Origin of the sequence: Psychrobacter immobilis, assembly GCF_003148585.1 — a bacterium.
GTDB lineage: Bacteria > Pseudomonadota > Gammaproteobacteria > Pseudomonadales > Moraxellaceae > Psychrobacter > Psychrobacter immobilis.
On record NZ_QGGM01000003.1, the window covers coordinates 43,406 to 63,571 of the forward strand.

The 20,166-nt window shown below is 44.0% G+C and carries 14 protein-coding genes; 4 read left to right on the plus strand and 10 right to left on the minus strand.

Annotation, left to right across the window (positions count from 1 at the left end; translation table 11 throughout):
- Positions 1–30: 30 nt before the first annotated feature.
- From lpxK to rsmG, 7 genes are all read right to left on the minus strand, one after another.
- Positions 31–1,170, minus strand: a complete 1,140-nt coding sequence (gene lpxK, locus C8D84_RS03610; protein ID WP_109590128.1) for a tetraacyldisaccharide 4'-kinase — start codon at positions 1,168–1,170, stop codon at positions 31–33.
- A gap of 85 nt (positions 1,171–1,255) precedes the next feature.
- Positions 1,256–3,043 (minus strand): lipid A export permease/ATP-binding protein MsbA, encoded by a 1,788-nt coding sequence (gene msbA, locus C8D84_RS03615; RefSeq protein ID WP_109590130.1) that lies wholly within the window; start codon positions 3,041–3,043, stop codon positions 1,256–1,258.
- Between the two features lie 94 nt (positions 3,044–3,137).
- Positions 3,138–3,569 carry an ExbD/TolR family protein gene (locus C8D84_RS03620; protein ID WP_109590132.1) on the minus strand — a complete coding sequence of 144 codons (432 nt, stop codon included), beginning with the start codon at positions 3,567–3,569 and terminating at the stop codon, positions 3,138–3,140.
- A 130-nt stretch (positions 3,570–3,699) separates the two neighbouring features.
- Complete coding sequence (locus C8D84_RS03625) at positions 3,700–4,434, minus strand: MotA/TolQ/ExbB proton channel family protein (protein ID WP_109590134.1); 735 nt, start codon at positions 4,432–4,434, stop codon at positions 3,700–3,702.
- An 85-nt stretch (positions 4,435–4,519) separates the two neighbouring features.
- A complete protein-coding gene (locus C8D84_RS03630; RefSeq protein ID WP_109590136.1) occupies positions 4,520–5,665 on the minus strand; it encodes a ParB/RepB/Spo0J family partition protein in 1,146 nt (381 codons plus the stop codon).
- A 157-nt stretch (positions 5,666–5,822) separates the two neighbouring features.
- Complete coding sequence (locus C8D84_RS03635; protein ID WP_109590138.1) at positions 5,823–6,602, minus strand: ParA family protein; 780 nt, start codon at positions 6,600–6,602, stop codon at positions 5,823–5,825.
- Positions 6,603–6,827: 225 nt separating this feature from the next.
- Positions 6,828–7,544 carry a 16S rRNA (guanine(527)-N(7))-methyltransferase RsmG gene (gene rsmG, locus C8D84_RS03640; protein WP_109590140.1) on the minus strand — a complete coding sequence of 239 codons (717 nt, stop codon included), beginning with the start codon at positions 7,542–7,544 and terminating at the stop codon, positions 6,828–6,830.
- 362 nt (positions 7,545–7,906) lie between these two features.
- Here rsmG and C8D84_RS03645 point away from each other — a divergent pair, with 362 nt between their 5' ends.
- From C8D84_RS03645 to C8D84_RS03655, 3 genes are all read left to right on the plus strand, one after another.
- A complete protein-coding gene (locus C8D84_RS03645) occupies positions 7,907–10,762 on the plus strand; it encodes an ATP-binding protein (protein WP_109590142.1) in 2,856 nt (951 codons plus the stop codon).
- A gap of 165 nt (positions 10,763–10,927) precedes the next feature.
- Positions 10,928–12,046 carry a helix-turn-helix transcriptional regulator gene (locus C8D84_RS03650; protein ID WP_109590144.1) on the plus strand — a complete coding sequence of 373 codons (1,119 nt, stop codon included), beginning with the start codon at positions 10,928–10,930 and terminating at the stop codon, positions 12,044–12,046.
- A gap of 88 nt (positions 12,047–12,134) precedes the next feature.
- Positions 12,135–12,782, plus strand: coding sequence for a TerD family protein (locus C8D84_RS03655; protein ID WP_109590146.1), 648 nt, complete (start codon positions 12,135–12,137; stop codon positions 12,780–12,782).
- 113 nt (positions 12,783–12,895) lie between these two features.
- On the opposite strand, the gene C8D84_RS03660 is transcribed toward C8D84_RS03655, so the two are convergent.
- Positions 12,896–13,879 carry an ion transporter gene (locus C8D84_RS03660; RefSeq protein WP_087814355.1) on the minus strand — a complete coding sequence of 328 codons (984 nt, stop codon included), beginning with the start codon at positions 13,877–13,879 and terminating at the stop codon, positions 12,896–12,898.
- A gap of 841 nt (positions 13,880–14,720) precedes the next feature.
- Between C8D84_RS03660 and C8D84_RS03665 the strand changes: the two genes are divergently transcribed.
- Entirely contained in the window at positions 14,721–15,362 is a 642-nt protein-coding gene (locus tag C8D84_RS03665; protein WP_109590148.1) for an OmpW/AlkL family protein, read from the plus strand.
- A 213-nt stretch (positions 15,363–15,575) separates the two neighbouring features.
- On the opposite strand, the gene C8D84_RS03670 is transcribed toward C8D84_RS03665, so the two are convergent.
- Both C8D84_RS03670 and aceE read right to left on the minus strand, forming a co-directional pair.
- Positions 15,576–17,294 carry a 2-oxo acid dehydrogenase subunit E2 gene (locus C8D84_RS03670; protein WP_109590150.1) on the minus strand — a complete coding sequence of 573 codons (1,719 nt, stop codon included), beginning with the start codon at positions 17,292–17,294 and terminating at the stop codon, positions 15,576–15,578.
- Between the two features lie 25 nt (positions 17,295–17,319).
- Positions 17,320–20,133 carry a pyruvate dehydrogenase (acetyl-transferring), homodimeric type gene (aceE, locus tag C8D84_RS03675; RefSeq protein WP_109590152.1) on the minus strand — a complete coding sequence of 938 codons (2,814 nt, stop codon included), beginning with the start codon at positions 20,131–20,133 and terminating at the stop codon, positions 17,320–17,322.
- Between the last annotated feature and the right edge of the window lie 33 nt (positions 20,134–20,166).

Here is a 20,166-nt window from a genome sequence, read left to right on the forward strand (position 1 = left end):
CCTATAGCTATTTTTATACGGTTTAAAGCATCATCTATTATTTGCTTTGGTACTGTTATTGGTATTGTCATTGTTTGCGATATCAATACCTAGCTTTTTTAGCTGTTGCTGCAGATTATCATAACAGCTGTCAGAGAGTTCGGCGGTTACTGGCAGCACCCATAGTCTGTTTATCAGCTCTTGATATTCATTATTTAGCGCTTTATCAGTAGTAGCTTTCGACAGCAACGCTCTTATTTTTACCGCATCTTTACTAGTGACTACGATTGGATATTCGGTATACTGCAACAATTCCGCCAACTCAAAATCATAATGATCAGGATAAGCATGTCCAACGACATCGAAGCCTAACGAATTTAAAGTATTAAAGAACCGCTGCGGATAACCAATACCGCTCACCGCATGCACTGTATGACCCTTTTTAGGTGCATCAATTTGAGAATAAGATAAAGTAGGTTGCCATAAGAGTTGCAGAGCATCCGCCTCTAAGTGCATTGTCAAACGATGGGCTCGGTACAGATTGCTATTATCTTTATTCTTGTCCACTGGATCTATTGTTAGTGGCTCATGGTAGATGACAGTTGCACCCTGCAATCGCGACATGGGTTCACGTAAAAACCCTGTTGGCAAGAGCTGTTGATTACCAAAGCCCCGTGCTGAATCGACCACAATCCATTCAATGTCACGTTGCAGTGCATAATGCTGCAAGCCATCGTCGGCAATAATGAATTGCAAGTCAGGATGGGCAGCTAACAAGGTCATAATTGCTTGCTTACGATCGGGACATACTGCCATGGGCGCATTTGTCATATTAACAATCAAACAAGGCTCATCTCCTACCACATTGGGCAAACTGGCGGCATCGACCAAAGCAGGCATTTGACTGGTGTCGCCACCGTAACCACGGCTGATAACCCCTACCTTTACTCCATGTTCTTTTAGATAATCAACCAAGGCAATAATCAATGGTGTTTTTCCACTACCGCCCACGCTAATATTGCCGATCACCATAACGGGAACAGGCGCACGATAACTTGATAACAGCCCAGCTTTATAAGCTTGACGACGCAGCGTGGTGATAAGTCCGTACAACCAACTAATAGGTAGCAATAGCCATAGCCAAGCGGCTTGACGTTGCCAGGCACGCGTCACTGTCGTTTCAATACTCATGATAATTGACCACTTACCTATTCAGTTAAACTTTAACTTAGCACGATTTGAACGTCAAAGCTGCTCAAAGAATAGTCCAATAATTTTATTCAAAGTCGCGTTCATACATTTGCGCATAATGACCTTGCAATTGCATAAGCTCATCGTGCGTGCCTAACTCGACGATTTGACCGCTGTCTAACACGGCGATACGATCGGCTGATTCAATAGTGGTCAGTCGATGTGCAATAACTAACGTGGTACGATCTTTCATCACATTATCAAGCGCTTGCTGAATGTAATACTCTGATTCATTGTCTAACGCACTGGTTGCTTCATCTAAAATTAAAATCGGCGCATCTTTTAATAGCGCACGAGCAATAGATAAGCGCTGACGCTGCCCGCCAGACAGCTGCAAACCTTCAGCACCAATTTCACTTTGATAGCCGTTTGGCATTTTCATAATAAAATCATGAGCAAAGGCATCTTTTGCGGCACGCTCAACCTCAGCTTGGGTTTTATTGGCTAAGCCACCATAAGCAATATTGTTAAATACCGTGGTATTGAACAGAACTACTTGTTGATTGACCATCGCAATCTGCGCCCGTAAGCTCTCAAGCTTAATGTCTTCAATCGGTATACCATCCAAGGTAATTTGCCCAGAAGAGGTCGATAAGGTGCGCGTCAGTAAGTTTACTAAAGATGACTTACCAGCACCACTTCGCCCTACCAATGCAACCGTCTCACCCGCTCTTACATCTAACGTAAAGTCACGCAAAGCGACCGTTGAGTCAGGATAAACCAGACTGACATTGTCCAGCTTGATTTCGCCCGTCAAAGCAGGGCTAAGCACACCAGTGTCTGTTTCTTCTGGCTCATCTAACAAGGCAAAAATCGACTCACCTGCCGCGATACCTTTTTGTAGTTTTTGATTGATATCAGTTAATGAGCGTACCGGCTTGCTCAGCAAACCTGCAGCGGCGATATATGAGATAAACTCACCCGCTGAGATATTGTCAATCACCGATGGGCGTAGTGCGAGCCACACCACAACTGACATGGCGACAGCCATTAGCAGCTGTACTGCTGGCGTATTGATACTGTTGGTCACCACGACCTTCATGCCTTGGCGTAAGTTCTTTTTTGATGTTTTATCGAAGCGTGCGGCTTCGTATGCTTGACCGCCATAGTTTTTGACAACCTGATAGCCACCAATCACTTCATTGGTAATATGGCTGACATCACCCATCGTCTCTTGAATACCCTTAGACAACTTTAGATAACGCTTTGAGGCGATGCGAATAAGCCACAATATTGGCGGTAGCACAACGAATAAAATCAACGTCAAACGCCAATTGCTATAAAGCAAGAAACCTATCAAGGCGACGACTGTCAGACCATCCCGCAGTAGCGTCTTCATAGAGTCTGTACTAGCTGCAGTGACTTGCTCAACATCAAATATCAGCTTGGATGAAATGGTACCAGCAGGATTGGCTAAGTAAAAAGAGCTTGGCAGACGAAGTAATTTATTAAAGACTTCCACTCGCAGCTCATATACCAAATTACGTGAGACCAGAGCAGAATAATAATTACCCAAAAAGCTACCAACACCGCGGACAAAAAACAGACCAATGATCAATAATGGAAATAAATCCTGTTTGCTTTGATCGTTCTGATTAATGGCATCGGTGATATATTGAAGTAATTTGGCAATCCAAATCTCTGTCGCCGCATTAATCGCAAAGCCCAACACAGTAAGCATTAATGCCCACCAGTATGGTTTTAGATAACTCAGCAAACGCAGTAAGGTCTTATGCTTAGGTATGTTTGACGGCTCTGCTGATAGTTTTTTAGCAGCAGTTTTTGCAGAGTCAGGTTGATATGCTTGGCTCATAAAAGCCTCAATTTGGGGGTCATCATATGAATGGACTGCGTTAAAATCACAGTTTTATAAGAGCATCTATCAATGGCACTAAAGTAGCTATAGGCTACTGCGGTAAGGGCTGACCAAGTAGCACGACCGTACTGATATTAAGATTCAAAAATCCCAGTTTACCCGCAATGTCCATCACTCGCACAACCGATTGATGGGTGGCATTGGCATCCGCAGCAATAACAAATAGCATGTCACGATTACTACCAGCTTCTTGTTGTAGCATACTGGTCAACTCTGCCTCATTACTACTGGCAAGCGTAATACCGTTCACCAGATAACTGCCATCTTCTTGTACTGCCACTTCGATACTGTTTTTCTCTTCTGTCAGCGCAACACCTTCAGCTTCAGGAAGAATAATATTTAAACGACTAAAATGATTAAACGACGTTGCTAACAGCAAAAATACAATCAAAAACAACAAGCAGTCAATCATCGGGGTCAAGTTAATTTCGAGCGGCTCAACAGTCGGTTTTCTAAAGCGCATATCACTCTCTTTAATTTACTGGATACTCATGTGCTTGATGGATTATTAGGGCGTGCTGAACAGTCACAAATACTAAGAAATAAATACTAAGAAATAAATGCTAAAAAAATAAATGCTAAAAAAATAAATGCTAAGAAGTGACGGCAACACCATTATTTGAGCTTAACCCATCCACTGTATACTCATTATCTACAACGTCAGCCGATGGCGCACGATGTGCAGGCACATTCAAGCCAGCAGTAGACGTATTTTCCAGCAAATGATAATCATACAACTCTTGAATCATGAGCCCCGCTTGCGTCTCAAACTGGGCATTAATATCGATAATACGGCGCTGAAAATAACGATAGGCGACGAGTGCTGGGATAGCCACGATCATACCAGCAGCAGTCGTAATCAACGCTTGTGACACACCAGCAGCAAGCATCGTTGGGTCTTGCATCGCCCCATCAGTAATCGCCAGAAATGACGAAATAATGCCTAATACCGTGCCTAACAACCCCAGTAGTGGCGCAATCGCCCCTATGGTCCCAAGCATATTGATGTTTTTTTCTAACTGATGCACTTGTACGCTAGCGCGGTTTTGCATATGCATCGTCATCGAGTCTAAGCCATATTGACGATACAGCAGCCCTGTCGCTAAAATATCTCCCAAAGGTGTTTTTTCTTTGACATTCATCAACTGTGTACGACCAATATCCCCATTCTCACGTAAGCGCGTGATTAGCTGTTCGCGCAATCTACTCGGAGCAACTTTATTAAACTGTAAGGTATGACTACGCTCAATGATGATAACCAATGCCAATATTGAGCACACCACGATAGGTGTCATCAACCAACCACCCGCTTTTACCAACTCCCACATATTGACTCTCTTTTATATTTTTATAAAAATAGCGGTTATCAAAATATCTCAAGTTCAAAGCATCATGACAAACTTGTTAGCGATATCAAGCCTGTGCTTCTATGTGCTTAATCAAAGCTGCTAACTGATCTTGGTTATGGAAAAATATCTCAACACTACCTTGACCATCTTTTTTGTGTTTGAGTTTGACTTCAGCCCCTAACATATCTGTCAGTCTTTGCGTCAAGCGCTCAACCTCACGAGATTGCGTTTGCTCAGCACGATTGGCTTTCGGTGCAGGCTGCAAGATCGATTTAACCAACTTCTCAGCGTCGCGTACCGTCATACCGCCGTCGATAATTTTTTGCGCGATAATCGGCTGCTGCTCAGAGGATAATGCCAAAAGCGTGCGCGCATGCCCCATATCTAGGGCGCTATTTGCCAAATGATCTTTGACGGTATCATGCAGCTGATTGAGACGCAGCAGGTTCGATACGGTGGTGCGCGCCTTGCCAACGACTTCGGCAATCATCGCATGACTCATACCAAATTCAGTATGAAAGCGTTGTAATGCAGCGGCCTGCTCAATCACAGACAAGTCTTCACGCTGGATATTTTCAATCAAGGCCAGTGCGATGGCAAGCTCATCAGATAAAGCACGTTCAATCGCTGGAATGACAGATTTACCTGCCATTTTTGCCGCTCGCCAGCGGCGCTCGCCAGCAATGATCTCATGGGTAACGAATGCTTCACTCTTGTCTTCATTGGCTAACAACGGACGGATAACGATCGGTTGCATGACACCGTGCTGCTCAATCGAAGACGCCAGCTCTGCAAGCGCCGTTTCACTCATATCACGGCGTGGCTGATACTTACCCGCTTGCAAACGCGTGACATCTATTTGCACCAAGCTGATCTGGTCTTCAGAGGCAATGGCATCTGTTCCATTAACACGACTTTTATTAGCCGTACCTTTATTTATCGTGCGCGGCGACCGTGTGGTTCGACTGCTGGCAGTGGTGTCAGAGGCAATAGCTTTGGTCGTTGGTTTTTCACTGGTCTCATTACTATCAGATTTAGCAGGTGTGCTAATATTTAATCTATCAGCGTTTAGCGTTTCAGCTGGCAAAGTACTCTCACGCGCCGCCATGTCGTCTTGCAAGGCAGAGGCGGTGATTTGCTTTTCTTTTTTGATTGACCCCAATAAGGCATCTAAGCCTCGATTGGCAGCCAACCCTCTTTTCTTCGCCATGATTACCTATCCTCTAACGCTAAAATAAAAGCCAAATAATTATTAATACAGCTTACTCATTACTCATAAATACAATATTCAATGTTCAATATCTGTTTGCACGCTTTTGCTTGCAGTCTATCATTGGTGCTAAAAAACATGCATACATGCATGCATATTAGTCACTTTGTTTCATGACTTCAGCCGCCAATTTTTGATAAGCGCGCGCACCTTTTGACCATCTCTCATAAGCGATAACTGGTAAACCATGTGCTGGCGCTTCTGCCAAGCGAATATTTCTTGGAATATGAGTTTTATACATAATATCGCCAAAGTGTGCTTCCAGCTCGGCAGACACGTCGCGAGCCAGTGTATTGCGTGCATCAAATAATGTTCTCACCACGCCGCGGATATATAGCTTTGGATTCAATTCCGTCAAGCGCTCAATCGTCTGCGACAAATCAGCCAAGCCTTCTAGTGCATAGTATTCACACTGCATCGGAATAATGACGCTGTCTGTAGCAACTAACGCATTAATCGTCAGCAAATTCAAGCTGGGTGCACAGTCTATAACCACATAATCGTAAGCAGGTTTGTTAGCAGCTAGCTGATCATTGACCAATGCCACCATTGCTGTCTTAAACAGCTCATGGCTATCGGTCTTATTCATTAGGGTGATATCCATGCCAGCCAAATCACGATTGGCGCCGATCACATCAAACCCCGCCGGACTAGTAACAATAGCATCAGATAACGACACCCCATCCAATAGCACGTCCGCTATTGTCAGTGCCAATTCATTCTTATCGACACCCGTACCACTGGTCGCATTACCCTGTGGGTCTAAGTCAATCAGCAGTACATGCTTGCGCTTCGCAGCCAAGCTGGCGGTCAAATTTACTGCCGTCGTGGTTTTGCCCACGCCGCCTTTTTGATTCGCAATTGCTATGATTTCCATACACTCACTCAATTTAATTAGGGTCTATTACTGTTATTTTACTTTTGGCTTACACAATTAATTTTTCGCTAAACTTTGCATAGCATCATACTCATAAGTGTAAACAGTACGAGTATCTCTATACAATTAGCACTATCTGTATCACCATATTTTGAATATCTTGCCATTCAGATATCAACAAAACCATGTGTCACCGACACGTATCACTTAAAAGGTGTTCATAGCTTAGACATTTTTATAGGACAATTCAATTAAATGACGACTATCATGTAAACGAGGCACTTTAAGCTTAATCATCTTAATATGCCAGTCATTGTCTAGTGCTTGTAGTTCTTCATCGCTTGGCGCTTTGCCTTTCATCGCGCATAGGTAACCGTTATCTGCTAAGCGCGGGTGAGCCACTTCGACAAAATCGATCAAACTGGCAAAGGCTCTAGAAGTTACAACGTCATAGCTGGCTTCATGCGCCTCGATACGAGAAGCAATTGGCTGCATATTATTCAAGCCAAGCTCACTGCTGATTTGCTTAATAAAACGAATTTTTTTCTGATTACTATCAAGTGCGGTGCATTGACGCTCTGGCTGACAAATCGCAATAATAACCGCTGGCATCCCTGCTCCTGTGCCAATATCTAACAGTGACCCTGACGGTAAATGCGTTATAATAGCCAAACAATCAATTATATGTTTGATCAAAGCCTCTTCTGGATCAGTGATGGCGGTCAGATTATACGCTTTATTCCACAACAAAAGCTGGTCTAAGTACAATAATAATGTGCGCTGCTGCGTCTCACTCAAGGATAACTTGAGCTCATTGACCGCTTGTGCCAAGGTATTCGCCAGCGCTGGCAGCTGTGCGCCAAGCTTTACAAAGCCAGTTGGATCAATACGGATATTGCCCGTGTTAGCAGAGGATGAAGATGTTTTAGTAAAGTCTGACATACAACGAGTTATCCAGTTTTGACATGTGAACCGTCTATTTTATCATGCAGTCTGCCCATTGAATAGTTGCAGATTGCGCCAATGTGAGACATCTTATACTATCTGAGCCTATATTGAGGCGTTATTGTTCTTTAATCGCGTTAAATGGATGATGAATGATTGCTTATATAGCCGTTTTTAACAGAGCCTGCTAATGATACAAAACTGCTTTTAATGATTTATTTAAAACACCGTTTTATCTTGTAAGATGTTCTTATTGACGATGCAAATTAACTAGAAAAAACCAAGTATTAGCACTCATTAGTAAACTTAATAACACTTAATAACTACGCCACTTTCTACAAACGATATAATTTATACCTATGACCAAACAGCCACACATCCCTACCTCTCAATCATCAAGAGACGCTAATAAAAAAGACGCTAATAATATGGCAACACCCATCATTGAATTAAAAAGCACCAAATCAGCAACAGCGAATGCACCGCATCCATGCTTTATTGATATCAAGCAGCGCTGCCTCGTCACCCCTGAGCAACTAAAACGCTATAGCGACCCTGATGAATTGCCTTCGGATACTCGCACGGCACCAGATCTAGACGTTGGCTTTGGCCAGCAGCGTGCACTAAAAGCCTTACAAACAGCTTTGGATATCAAAGCCAGTGGCTATCATGTGTTTGCTGCTGGTGAAAATGGCTTGGGCAAACGCACCGTCATCAGCCGCTTGCTAACGCGTATTGCCGCCGATGCACCCACACCTGACGACTGGGTATATGTGCATAATTTCACCGATCCACGCACTCCACTAGCCTTGCGACTACCTGCGGGGCAAGCCTCCTTATTGCAGCAGCAAGTCAATCAATTATGGCAACAAGCCAAAAAACGATTGAGCCAACGCTTTCGTAGTGACCAATATCAAAGCAAAATCGAAGCCATCAAAAATGACACACATCAAAAAGAAAGTCAGGCTTATGATGTGCTCAATGCAGAAGGCAAACAATATGATTTGGCGTTGACGTTTCGCTCCTTTGATAATAAAGCGGTGTTTGTACATCCCAGTCAACTCGCGACAGAAATTAGTGGTAGTGATGACAAATCATCTGCTAGCCATAAAAATAAATCCGTGAGCGTTAACAATAGTAAAGCAAGCATTTCTAACACCGAGTATAACGATCCTACGAATGCAGAGCAGGATAAAAACAATACTGAATACGGCAATAGTGAATACGAAGCTGAGCTAAATAACTTTGTCCAAAAAAACCATATGCAAAAACGCTTAAGTCAGTTGACCATCGCGTTAGAGCAGTTAGAGGACGAAGCCAATGATGCGATAGAAGCCCTGCATCGCAATATTGCACGTCGTGCACTGCAACCTTTATTTGCCCCTGTTTACGAGCAATTTGCCAGTCACCCGCTGGTCATTGACTATCTCAAGACCGTATTTGCCGACATGGTTACGCATGTCGAGCGCATCGTCAATGGCGATGACGAAGAGTTTGTGACAGCAGTTTTGGCCACAACCCCAAGTCGCTATGCGGTCAACGTCATTGTCAGTCACACCCCAGAAGATGGTGCACCCGTCATCTTTGAGGACTTACCAACGCATTTGAACTTGTTGGGTCATGTCGAGCAAATCACCCAATTGGGCACGGTCACCACTGATGTCAGTATGATTCGAGCAGGTGCTCTACACCGTGCCAATGGTGGTTATTTACTATTAGAAGCGAGTCACTTACTTGAGCATCCGTATGCTTGGCAGGGTCTCAAGCGCGCGCTACAATCACGCAAAATCAAACTCTCAAGCCTTGAACAAATGCTGACCTTAACAGGCAGCTTATCGTTAGCACCTGCCCCCATTGACCTTGATGTTAAAGTGATTTTGCTTGGTGAAGCAGACTTATATTATGAGCTGTTAGAGCTTGAGCCTGAGTTTGATGCGGTATTTAAAGTACGTGCCGATTTTCACGATGATGTGCCTCGCAGCAGTGAGCACGAATTGGCGTTAGTCGCAAAAATGGCTGACATCATTGACTATGCCAATCTCTATCCGTTTGATCGTAGCGCGCAAGCTGCCCTACTTGAGCATTTAAGCTTACAAGCAGAAGACCAAGACCGCTTAAGCTTGCACAGTGATTTATTAATCAAGCTATTGCATGAGTCTAACCGCCACGCGCATTTAAGCGGAAAAAACATTGTTAATGCCTATCATGTCACACAAGCCATCGATGATATGGACGAGCGTTCAGGATACCTGCGTGACCTCTATTGGGATGAGCTCAAAAACGGTCAGCAGCTTATTCAAACCACAGGCAGCGCGGTCGGACAAGTCAATGCACTGACAGTGGTCAGCTATGCCGATAGCGAGTTTGGCATGCCCGCCCGCCTGACTGCCGTCATTCAACCAAATATCGGTACGGGTGAGATTCTCGATATCGAGCGTGATGTAGATTTGGGTGGTAGTTTACACGCCAAAGGCATGCTGATTATGACCAGCTATTTGCGCGCATTATTCAGCCAACATCATGCGCTCAACTTTAGCGCCTCGCTCGCTTTTGAACAAAGCTACGCCCATATCGATGGCGATAGTGCTACCGTCAGCGAAGGCTGTGCGCTGCTATCTGCCTTAGCAAACGTCCCGATTGATCAGTCATTTGCCATTACTGGCTCTATGAACCAATTGGGCGAAGTGCAAGCGGTTGGCGGTATCAACTCTAAAATCGCCGGATTCTTTGATGCATGCCGCGAGCAAGAATTGACTGGGCAGCAAGGCGTGGTCATTCCAATGGCCAATGTCAAACAGCTCATGCTGCGTGACGACATCATTGCTGCCGTCAAAGCGAACGAATTTCATATTTATGGTGTCTATACACTGAGCGAAGCATTGACGCTGATGACTGGTTTGCCTATCGATACCATGAACAAGAAAGGTCGCTATCGTAAAGACACGTTGTTTGGCAAAGTTTTAAGTCGTCTGATGTTATGGGATGAAAATCAAGATAACAATGACGATGGTATGGATGATAAAAAGTCCAAAAAGAAAGATAAAAAAAAGCAAAAAGCAAAACGTCAAAAAAAACGGGACAAGAGAAAAAAAGAAAAATGTAAAGACAAGGCGGAGCATAACGAAGTCGTTATAAATGATGATCAAGGTATCAACCAAAGCATCAATCAAGGTATCGATAACAATGCCACTAAAACGCCCATTGACGCCATATAAGCTGATTTATAGTGAAATTTAGCCTTGTCAAAACCAATCAATAAGTCAGTGTGCTAATTTAAGACATGCCCTAGACGCTACGATGCTTTTCTGCGATGATGAATGGTTAATACTCCGCTAAGCTATACAAAAGCCAACTCGTAATTTCATAAAGGTTATCGCTTAATGACTGTACATTCTACTGACGCCGACCACTCTCATGCTCAAACGAGCTCTGTTGAGCAAGCTAATACTGTAGCGGCAGCGGACAGTCATGTCTCAGAAGATAATAACGATAATCGCCATGGCGCGGCGACGACAGCGCGCCAGTGGCAAGTGCTATCGCAACTACAGCGCAACCGCTGGGTGGGCACAACCCATATCTACGAGCAGCTGATGATGGCAGGCTTTGACATCAGCCTGCGCACTGTCCAGCGCGACTTAAATGCGCTGGCAAAACGCTTTCCCATAGAAAAAAACAACGCCAACCCGCAAGGCTGGCGCTGGCGTGATGACGCGCCACTCCAAAGCTTACCGCACATGAATCTATCGCAAGCAGTCGCCTTTAATATGGTTGAAGCCAATCTAACTCAGCTACTACCACCTGTTATTTTAGATGAATTATTCCCGTGGTTTGACTTGGCAAGGCGGCAGCTAAAAAACAGTAAAGTCACCCATTCATGGATCGACAGAGTGCGTATCGAGCCTGCCACTCAGCCACTAATCGCGCCGCATATTGACTTGGATAGCAAAGACAATATTTACCATGCGCTGTTTTATCAATTACAAATCAAAGCCTGCTATACCCGCAGCAATAAATCACAGGCCAGTGAATACCTTTTGAATCCCATCGCTATTATCCAGCGCGGTGTGATTATTTATCTGCTGGCAACTCGTACTGATGATCCAAACTTTACCATTCGTACCTTTGCCCTACATCGATTTGCTAGCGTTGACATTCTTGAAAGCGCCGCACAAACACCTGAGAGTTTCCAACTCGATACTTATTTGGATGCTGGTGGTATGGGCTTTAGCCACCCCTTATTCGGTGAGCTGCCTAATCATGGCAAAAACACCGCTATTGAGCTACAATTCACCAAACAAGCGGGCAAAAGCCTGACTGAAAGCAAGCTCAGTGACGATCAAACTGTTACGTTGGATGATGACACGCTGACCATTCAAGCCACTGTCAATCTAACTTCACAACTGGTTTGGTGGTTACGTGGTTTTGGCAATGGTTTATTGAATGCCAAACCAGCATTGTTACATCAAGCCGTATTGGATAAGTTTTTTGATCATAAATAACAACTGCGGGTAATGACGCTCAAATTTAACCGTATTCAGACGATTACCACTATTTAAAAATGAAGAACGAAAGTAGATAAGGAATGTTATGCCGACCACTGCCTCATTGCCATTACTGTCAGACAGTTTAAGAGGACTGGGCTTAGACGCGGGAACCTTATTTTTTGCGCTAAACTATGAATTTACCAATATTGAGCCAAAAGGCATGTTTAAGCGCTTTAAAAAAAACCAGAGCGCTATTGATATTGATTTGGCTTGCGTACTATATGACGACAATTGCACCATCAGTGATATCGTTTGGTTCAAAAAATTGCGCGATAAAGCGGAATCAGTGAAACATCAAGGCGACAGTCTCAATGGCAAAGATCGCGGCGAACAAGCGATGTATTTGGCACCTCTTGACCAAGAGCAAATTAGGCTTTACTTAGATAAAATCCCAGCGCATATCACCTACATTGCTATGATAGCCAACTCTTACCACGGTCATCCGTTTTCAAGAGTCAAAAAAGGCGAGATTCATCTAAGTGATGATGAGGGCAATCGTTGTTTTGAAGTCAATCTAAAGCAACTGCCACGTGATTGTACGACGCTGTGGGTGGCACATTTACGCCGAGAAGTGGATGACTGGCATCTCACGCTGCAAAACTTACCCCTTCCTGCCGAAGATTTAGCAACGGCGGCGCAGCAAGTCGCCCATGAATTGGCACGTGCGCTACCCATTCCACAAGCTATCTAAATACCATAAAACATCCATTTATTGCTAATAAAAAGGGTGCAAAGCTCTGATAACGTTGCACCCTTTTCTTACCTATCCATTTTTTGAAACCTAAAATAATTACTATAAAAGACTTACAGTGGCTCACCGCAATGTGGGCAAAAGTTCTTTTGTCGTTCTTCCACTTCTCTTTCGCGGCGCTCAAGCTCTTGTTCGCGTAATACCTGCAATACGATATTTTGCGCCTGCTCTTTATCCAGTCCCAGCTCACGGCGAATTTTATCGATCATCATCTGATTTTTCACCAAATCAAAATCGCTATCAATCAGCTGCGCTCGAAAGTCTTGTTCAAGCTCTTCACGGCGCTGAGCAAGCTCATTTGCCAAACCAGTTGCTAAAATACCTGCAGGTAATGCCGCCAGACCCACACCTAATATGGTAATAACCGCACCCAATATTTTACCCGCATTGGTAATCGGCGTGACATCGCCATAGCCCACCGTCGTTAGCGTCACCACTGCCCACCACATCGCTTTAGGTATCGACTCAAACTCTTCTGGCTGGGCGTGGTTTTCAACCAAGTAAATGCCGCTAGATGCCGTCACAATCATAATTATTAAAATAAAAATAACCGCTTGGAACGAACCTTTTTCTTTGCTGATGACCACCAATAAGATGCGTAACGAAGCAAAATAGCGCGTCAGTTTGAGAATGCGGAATAAACGTAATATACGTAAGAAGCGTAAATCAATCGTAACAAAGAAATTCAGGAAAGCTGGCGCAATGGCGACTAAATCAATCAACGCAGAAGGACTTTTCAACCACTCCCAGCGCTGACGCCAAGTAGTGTCATCTGGTTTTTCCTCGGCCACACTCCACAAACGCAGCAAATACTCAATAGAAAACACCACGATAGAGAAATTTTCAAACCAAGTAAAATACTCCTGATAAGGGTAATACCAACTATCAACCGACTCAGCAATGACCGCTGCTACATTGGTCATGATTAAAAATATTAAGAAGTAGTCAACGCAACGGCTAAACAGCGTATCGTGCTCATCATTTTGCAGAATATCGTAAACGAAAAGACGCAAGCGCCGTATAGATTGGAATAGCATGCCGTCCCTATGCGGTGAAACACCGGTCTTATATTAGTATAATAAAGCAGTCATCACAGAATATGACATTAATGCTCGGCCACCATCAGTATTTCATACCCATCACTACTTGACGATGTAGTGCTCTTAAAGCATTACTAGTGATAGGACTGGCTTATTTAGTATGAAGCATGATCGGTGATTATACTAAATTTAAATAATACATGTAGGCAAACAAAATTAGCACCAGCACAATGGCGATGATAGCGAAGCGTAAGAATCGTTCGTCAGCACGTAATTGCTCACTGATATCTTGAGCAGGCAGCAAAAATAAGTTGCATTCAGGACAGCAAGAGTCCATCCGATCCAATATCGTTACAGAACGTGCGTTTGTGCAGCGTAGAGGAGAATTACTACAATAGCCAAGCATAATATATTACCCCTCTTTTCCCACTCTCGTTATTCATTCGAAAAGTAATGAGACTATCACTACCGGCTCTAAGCTTTTGACATTTTAACATTCTAAAAATATCAGCGAGAGTTTAGCATCATTGACTATAGCCCAAACTCTAACTCATTATCTCTGTGTAACATTGATATGACAGAATCTAAGTCCTGCCTCACAAATGCTAACTGTCCTAAGTAATTTTTAATTACCTCGACAAATATACCTTTTACGGTAAATTTATGCCATAAAAGCCATTAAAATGCGTTTAAAACCTTACAGTAAATATGGTTTTGTATTATAATGGCGTTGTAATGTTACAGGTTAGTCAATAATCATAACATTGTGTATCGGTACCTAATGTCATCCCTCGTTAGATAGCCACCGATAATCTTCTATCACGTTAAGGAATAAATGATGAAACTACAATCCCTAGTTTTAGCCACTGCTGCTGCACTTACTATGACCACAGCATTTGCTGTACCAGCTGGTACTTGGTCTGTCGCTGCTGGTGCTCACATGGTTGACCCAAAAAGCGATAATGGTACTCTGGCAGATGGCACTATTGGTGTCGACGTAGACAGTGATGTTCAACCAACCATTAGCGGCGAATATTTCGTTGCCAATAACATTGGTATTGAATTACTAGCGGCTACACCATTCCATCATGACATTACCTTAACTGCTGGCGATGCTACTATCGATGCTAAAACTCAGCATTTGCCACCGACTCTATCGGTACAGTATCACTTCGATGGCTACAACATGCCTATGAATGTGAAACCATTTGTTGGTGTTGGTGTGAACTATACGACTTTCTTTAAAGAAAAAATCTATAGCGATGCTTTCGAAAAATTAGAACTTGATGATAGCGTTGGTGTTGCTGGTCATATCGGTCTTGACATACCTTTTGCCCCAACTGAATACTTCCGTATTGATGCTCGCTATATGGACATCAAAACAGACGCCAGCGTAAAAGCTAATGGTGAGACCATTGAACTTGGTGAAGTTGACATCAGCCCTTGGGTATATGGCGTTGCTTTTGTTAAGACTTTCTAATATAACATAAAGCAATGTGAATAAAAAAAGCTGGCTTAATCGCCGGCTTTTTTGTGCTTAAAGTTTAAGCGGCAATGATTATAGATAAAAACGATTGTGCTAAAGTCATTAACTACTAAAAATCTGGCGACTATTAGTATCAAATTTTAAGCATAAAAAAAAGACCATCCTAAGACAGTCTTTTTTTTCAGATCCTTTTAGTACAAACGATTCTTACAGCAAAATACGGCGCGGATCCGCCAGCAATGTTGCGATATAGCGGGTAAATACGGCAGCATCTGCCCCATTAATCACACGATGGTCATAAGATAGCGACAATGGCAACATGAGACGCGGCTCAAAGCTTTGCTTTTTAGCATCCCAACGTGGCTGCATGCTTGCCTCAGACACGCCTAAAATACCCACTTGAGGCCAATTTACTAATGGCGTAAAGGCAGTGCCACCCAAGTTGCCTTGGCTTGATATGGTAAAGCTTGCGCCTTGCAAATCTTTAGTAGTGAGTTTTTTGTCACGCGCTTTTACCGCAAGCTCACCAATTTCAATGGCGATTTGCTTCAAGCCTTTATCCTGCACATTCTTGATAACAGGTACGATGAGACCATCATCCGTTGCAACCGCGATGCCCATATTGACACTTTTACGCAAGATAACTTGCGTATTATCGTCGCTTAAATGACTGTTAAAACGTGGATGCTGTGTTAAGGCATAGGCCGTCGCTTTGACCACGAACGCTAAAATCGTGAAGCCGATACCTTCAGCTTTCATGCTACCTTTTAACTCGCCGCGCAGTTTTTCTGTCTCAGTGATATCAGACAAGTCAAACTGGGTCACTTGTGGCAACAAGGTATTGTAGTTGAGCTGCGGTATCGAGACTTTTTGTAGACGGCTAAGGTCTTGGGTTGCTGTTTCACCCCAAATCTCAACGTTGCTCATGTCAGGTAAGCTTGGCAGACTAGCGCTGGCTACATTGCCACTGGCAGGTGCCGCTTTTTGAGTGCTTAGGCTTTCTTTAACATGCGCAAACAAGTCTTCTTTTAGAATACGATCATTTAGTGCCGAACCATTCACTTGGGTGATATCGACACCTAACTGACGCGCCAGCTTACGTACGGCTGGACCTGCATATACGTCAACCAACTTTTCATTGACCTGTGCTTCAGTCAATTTATCAGCTGGCTTACTAGCGACCGCATTAGGCGTTGTAGATTTTTCTGCCTGTTTTGGCTCACCCGTTGTTTTGGCAGCAGCTTTCTCTTCTGATTTGGCTGGTGCTGAATACTTTGGCTCAGCACTATCTGATGTAGACTCACTTTCATCAGCAGCATCTGTACCACTACTCATGATAACGATAAAGTCTTGACCATTAGCAACCATGTCACCTGTTTCAACCAGTATTTTTTCAATCTTACCAGCGACTGGTGCGGGTACTTCTACCGATGCTTTGTCAGATTCAATCAATAGAATTGATTGATCCGCAGTCACGATGTCACCAACACTGACCATGATTTCAGAAACTTGCGCTTCATCAACACCTAGATCAGGTAATGCATAAGTCGTGGCTTTGCCAGCGTTAGACGCAGGTTTTGCACTAGACTTTGACTCAGTTGCAGCAGGCTCAGCCTTTGTTTCTGGCTTAGCATCTGCTTCTTTCTTTTCATCAGCAGCGCTATCGTCATGATTATCTACATTGCTTTCTACATTGTCTTCTGCACTTTCAAGCTCAATCAGTACCATACCTTCACTGACCTGATCACCAACAGCAACGCTGATTTTGGTGACTTTGCCAGCAGCAGAACTTGGTACTTCAACCGAGGCTTTGTCAGATTCTAATAGAATAATGTTGTCATCTTTTGCGATGACATCACCCACTTCTACCATAATTTCGCTGACTTCGGCGCTATCAACACCCAAATCGGGGGCTTTAATATCCATGATTTATCTCCTAGTCTTATGATTATTATTCTTTGACATCACCGTTATTAAGTAAAGTCGCATCCGCTTGATCTTCAGCCCGACCCTCATTGCTGATTTCATCATCATCTTCAGCGACAAATTCAGGGACAGGATTTGGATTGACATTACCAGGTGCTGGTGCATCAGGAGAATGATCATAATAAGGCTGTTGTTGCCATGCAGGTGGCTGATCCACATCGATGCCTAAACTTGAGATGGCATCTTTCACCAAACGCATCTCGACTTCACCCTCATCCGCTAGGCGTTTGAGCGTCGCAACCACGATATGTGCGGCATCAACGTTAAAGAAACTACGCAAATTTTCACGAGTATCAGAACGGCCGTAGCCATCTGTTCCTAAAGTCGTATAAGGACGATTATCTGGCAACCAAGCACGGATTTGCTCCGAATAATTGCGCATATAATCCGTCGCAGCGACGACGATACCTTCATGCGGCGCTAACTGCTCAGTGACCCATGGCACCCGCTCTTCATCCATTGGATGCAAGCGATTGTAGTCATCACAGACCATGCCGTCACGAGTCAACTCGTTAAAGCTGGTCACACTCCAAACGTTGGAGGTGATATTGAACTCATCTTTTAGAATCTGCGCCGCTTTTTGTACTTCACGTAAAATAACGCCAGAGCCTAATAGCTGCACTTGGGTTGAACCATTGTCTTCGAGCAAATACATACCACGCTTGATGCCTTCCTCGGCACCTTCTGGCATCGCAGGTTGCTCGTAGTTTTCATTCATTAGCGTTAGATAGTAATAAACGCGTTCGCCTTCACCGTACATACGACGTAAACCATCATGCATCACAACCGCTAGCTCGTAACCGAAGCAAGGATCATAAGTCACACAGTTAGGCACAACGTTAAATAGAATCTGTGAATGGCCATCTTGATGCTGCAAGCCTTCGCCGTTCAATGTGGTACGACCAGCTGTTGCACCCAGTAAGAAGCCTTGTGCTTGACAGTCACCTGCCGCCCAAGCCAAATCACCCACACGCTGGAAACCAAACATCGAGTAGTAGATATACATTGGAATCATCGGTAGCGCGTTCACAGAATAACTGGTTGCTAGTGCAATCCATGTACTCATTGCACCCGCTTCGTTGATACCTTCTTCTAGCATGTGACCGTCGATGGCTTCTTTATAGCCCATCAAAGCTTCACTATCTTCTGGCGTATATTTTTGACCAACCGCAGAGTAGATACCCAACTGACGGAACATACCTTCTAAACCAAAAGTACGCGCTTCATCAGGTACAATCGGCACGACGCGATCTTGGATGTCTTTGTTTTTTAGCATGGCTGACAATAAGCGCACAAACACCATCGTCGTTGATTGCTCTTTACCATTGCTGCCTTTTAATACCCGATCAAACATCGACAGTTCAGGAATATTCAATGGGATATGACCACTGCGGCGATTTGGCAAATGACCACCTAGCGCTTCGCGGCGACCTTTAAGGTACTTCATCTCCGCTGAACCTTCTTCAGGGCGATAGAATGGTAGCGTCTCTAGCTGCTCGTCAGTAAATGGCAAATCAAAGCGATCACGGAAATACATCAACGCTTCTTGATCGAGTTTCTTAATCTGATGTGATTTATTGACCGCTTGTGTTTGAGCCGATAAGCCATAGCCTTTAACGGTTTTGACTAAAATAACGGTTGGCTGACCTTTGGTTTTCATCGCTTCACTGAATGCAGCATACACTTTCATTGGATCATGACCACCACGATTCAAGCGCGAGATATCCTCATCAGATAGCGCATCAGCCATCTCTTCTAACTCAGGATATTTACCAAAGAACTCTTTGCGAGTGAACTCAGCTGTACGGGCTTCGTATAGCTGATACTCACCATCGACCACTTCTTCCATACGATGTCTGAGCACGCCAGTTTTGTCATTAGCAAGTAAGCTGTCCCATTTGCCACCCCAGATAACTTTAATCACCCGCCAGCCGGCACCGCGGAACACAGACTCTAGCTCTTGGATAATTTTACCGTTACCACGAACTGGACCATCAAGACGCTGTAAATTACAGTTGACCACCCAGATTAGGTTATCTAGCTTTTCACGACCAGCGAGAGAAATAGCCCCTAAGCTTTCTGGCTCATCCGTTTCACCATCACCCAAGAATGTCCAAATCTTACGACCTTCTTTCTCTAGCAGACCGCGGTTTTCCATATAGCGGTGTACATGCGCATGATAAATCGACATGATCGGACCAAGTCCCATCGATACAGTTGGGAACTGCCAATAATCAGGCATGAGGTATGGATGCGGATAGCTTGATAAGCCTTTGCCGCCGACTTCACGACGGAAATTATCCAGCTGATCTTCGGTCAATCGACCTTCTAAATAAGAACGCGCATAAATACCGGGTGCTGAGTGACCTTGATAATAAATCATGTCACCACCGAAATGATCGCTGGCAGCACGGAAAAAATGGTTGAAACCTGTCTCATATAACGTGGCACTAGAAGCGAACGTCGCTAAGTGACCACCCAAATCGTCGTCATTTTTGTTCGCGCGCATGACCATGGCCAATGCGTTATAGCGAATCAAAGCACGGATTTTGCGCTCAATGGTTAGGTCGCCAGGGTACATCGGTTCATCTTCAACGGCGATAGTATTGATATAAGCGGTATCGAGACGATTGAACGGCAGGTCTTCTTGAACTGCCATGTTGTATAAAGCTTTTAGCAGAAACTGAGCACGATCTTTGTCTGCATGTTTGATAACAGATTCAAACGCTTCCAGCCACTCTTGGGTTTCGGTGCTATCAGCATCCTTATAATAATTCATCACTATTGTCCTTTTTTATCAGTCAGTCCTGCC